At 69.5% G+C, this 2,508-nt stretch carries 3 protein-coding genes; 2 read left to right on the top strand and 1 reads right to left on the bottom strand.

Annotated elements, in window-relative coordinates; all coding sequences use genetic code 11:
• Nucleotides 1-81: 81 nt before the first annotated feature.
• A complete protein-coding gene (locus HOP12_01525) occupies nucleotides 82-564 on the top strand; it encodes a phosphohistidine phosphatase SixA (protein NOT32828.1) in 483 nt (160 codons plus the stop codon).
• 22 nt (nucleotides 565-586) lie between these two features.
• On the opposite strand, the gene ugpC is transcribed toward HOP12_01525, so the two are convergent.
• Nucleotides 587-1,684, bottom strand: a complete 1,098-nt coding sequence (ugpC, locus tag HOP12_01520; GenBank protein ID NOT32827.1) for a sn-glycerol-3-phosphate ABC transporter ATP-binding protein UgpC — start codon at nucleotides 1,682-1,684, stop codon at nucleotides 587-589.
• A gap of 73 nt (nucleotides 1,685-1,757) precedes the next feature.
• Here ugpC and HOP12_01515 point away from each other — a divergent pair, with 73 nt between their 5' ends.
• Nucleotides 1,758-2,468 carry an SDR family oxidoreductase gene (locus tag HOP12_01515; protein NOT32826.1) on the top strand — a complete coding sequence of 237 codons (711 nt, stop codon included), beginning with the start codon at nucleotides 1,758-1,760 and terminating at the stop codon, nucleotides 2,466-2,468.
• The last annotated feature ends 40 nt before the right edge of the window (nucleotides 2,469-2,508 follow it).

Raw genomic sequence — 2,508 nt, 5'->3', positions numbered from 1 at the left:
GAGCGGCACGCGCCAAGTGTGCCGCGCGCGGCTCGGCCGGACCGCTGGACTCCCCGCCCCCGCGCCCGGCACACTTGGCGCGTGCCGCTCACTCTCGACCTGTTGCGCCACGGCCATGCGGCCACTCCTGGACCCGCGGGAGACGCGCTTCGCCCGCTCACCGCCGCCGGTCGCGGCGCGCTCGCCCACCTGGCGCGGTATCTGAGCGACTCCGGAACGCATTACGAGCTCGCGCTCACGAGCCCGCTCACACGGGCGGTCGAGACCACCGAGATCGTGCTGCGAGGCGTGGCCCCCGAGCCGCAGTGCTTCGCGCTCGGCGAGCTGACTCCGGATGCCGAGATCGGAACTGCGCTGGTCGTCATCGCTGCGCACGCCAACGGTGCCGGGCACGTCCTCGTGGTGAGCCACATGCCACTGCTCGGAGAACTGTGCTCGCTTTTGACCGCCGATCCCGCCACCGGTTTCGCTCCGGGCGAATTGGCGCGCATCGAGTTCGATGGCGACGTGCTGCCCGGCGCCGGACGCCTGGTCGGAACCTGGCGCGGGGAGCGACTCGGTTAGCGAGTCGCGCCGACGTTCGCGCTCAGCCGAGCGCCGCTTCGCTCGCCGGGTCGAACCAGCGAGCCTTGTCGGCCGCGAACCCGAGTGCCAGTCGTGTGCCGACCGCAGGACCCGACTCACCCGCGAGCCGCGACACCACCGGTCCCGCGGAGGTCGACCAGTAGAGCAGCACTTCATTGCCGAGCGGCTCGCGAACCTCGAGCACCGCCGGCAGCCGTCCAGCCAGGCCGTCGGCGCGCAGCGAAAGATCTTCGGGACGGATGCCGAACGTCACGGCGCCGCCGCGGCGCTGCGCGAACCACTCGGGTGCGGGTGACAGCGTGACGCGGCCGGCCTCGTTGGTGGCGGACTCGCCGATCGTTACGCCACTTTCTGCGTCGCATCGTGCCGCCAGCAGGTTCATGGGCGGGCTGCCGATGAAGCCGGCCACGAACTGATTCGCGGGTCGATGGTAGAGCGTGTCGGGATCCGCGAGCTGCTGGAGTACGCCACCTTTGAGGACGGCGATGCGCTCGCCGAGCGTCATGGCTTCCACTTGATCGTGCGTCACGTACACCATGGTCGCCTCGACGCGCTGGTGGATGCGATGGATCTCGCCGCGCATCTGCACGCGCAGCTTGGCATCGAGGTTCGAGAGCGGCTCGTCGAACAGGAACAGCTTGGGGCGCCGCACCAGCGCGCGACCGAGTGCGACGCGCTGGCGTTCACCGCCCGACAACTCGCGCGGCAGTCGCGGCAGCTTGGCCTCGAGCCCCAGCGTCGAGGCGGTCTCCCGCACGATGCGCTCGATGTCGGCGCGCGGCATGCGGCGCAGCTCGAGTCCGAACGCGAGGTTCTGGAACACGCTCATGTGCGGGTAGAGCGCGTAGTTCTGGAACACCATCGCGACATCGCGCTCGCGGGGTGGCAGTTCGTTGAGCACTCGATCTTCGAATCGGATCGCGCCTTCGCTCACCGCCTCGAGCCCGGCAATCATGCGCAACAGGCTCGACTTGCCGCAGCCCGAGGGGCCCACCAGCACCAGGAAGCGACCGGCTTCGACCGCCAGACTGACACGATCGACCGCGCGCTGGCCGTTCGCATACACCTTCGAAACCGCGTCCAGCTCGAGTCCGGCCATGGGCCGGCACGCTAGCCGAGCGCTCACACCTGCGCAATACTCCGGACGCTCGATTCTCGAACCAGGAGGCAGGATGGGATCTCTGGACGGCAAGGTGGCGCTCGTGACCGGTGGCAATCGCGGCATCGGCCGCGCCATCGTCGAAGCACTCGCCGGCAAAGGCGCGACCGTAGTGCTCACTTCGCGCGACGAAGCGCGCGCGCAGCAGGCGGCGCGCGAGATCGGCGGCCGGGTGCACGGCATGGCGTGCGACGTGCGGCACCACGCCCAGGTCGAGTGGGTGTTCGAGGAGGTCGCGCGACACCACGGCGGCACCGATGTGCTGGTGAACAACGCGGGCGTCGGCGAATTCGCCCCGCTGGCCGAACTCACACCGGACCAGTGGCACGCCGTCATCGAGACCAACCTGAACGGCGTCTACTACTGCTGCCACGCGGCAATTCCGCAGATGAAGGCGCGCGGCGGCGGCTACATCTTCAACATCTCGTCGCTCGCGGGGGTCAACGCGTTCACCGAAGGCACCGCCTACAACGCGAGCAAGTTCGGTCTGAACGGCATGAGCGAAGCGCTCATGCAGGAGGTCCGTCACGACGGAATCCGTGTCTCCTACCTGATGCCGGGCAGCGTTGCGACCGAATTCGGCCGCGGCGGTACCGAAAAGTCGGCCTGGGCGTTGCAGCCCGCCGACGTGGCGGCGATGGTGATGACGCTGCTCGAGTCCCCGGTCCACGCGCTCTACAGCCGCGTCGAGATGCGCGCCAGCCGGCCGCCGCGCAAGCCCTGAACGCCGGGCGGGCGCGCTCGTCGTCGCCCCGGCCCCGTTC

This window comes from Candidatus Eisenbacteria bacterium (assembly GCA_013140805.1).
In the GTDB taxonomy this organism is placed as follows: domain Bacteria; phylum Eisenbacteria; class RBG-16-71-46; order RBG-16-71-46; family RBG-16-71-46; genus JABFRW01.
The sequence above is the reverse complement of the archived record's forward strand: the minus strand, read 5'-3'. Positions and strand labels throughout refer to the sequence as shown.

Excerpts from the sequence above, each read along its gene's own strand:
- ugpC (NOT32827.1), bottom strand. The coding sequence starts at position 1,684 with ATGGCCGGACTCGAGCTGGACGCGGTTTCGAAGGTGTATGCGAACGGC.
- HOP12_01515 (NOT32826.1), top strand. The coding sequence starts at position 1,758 with ATGGGATCTCTGGACGGCAAGGTGGCGCTCGTGACCGGTGGCAATCGC.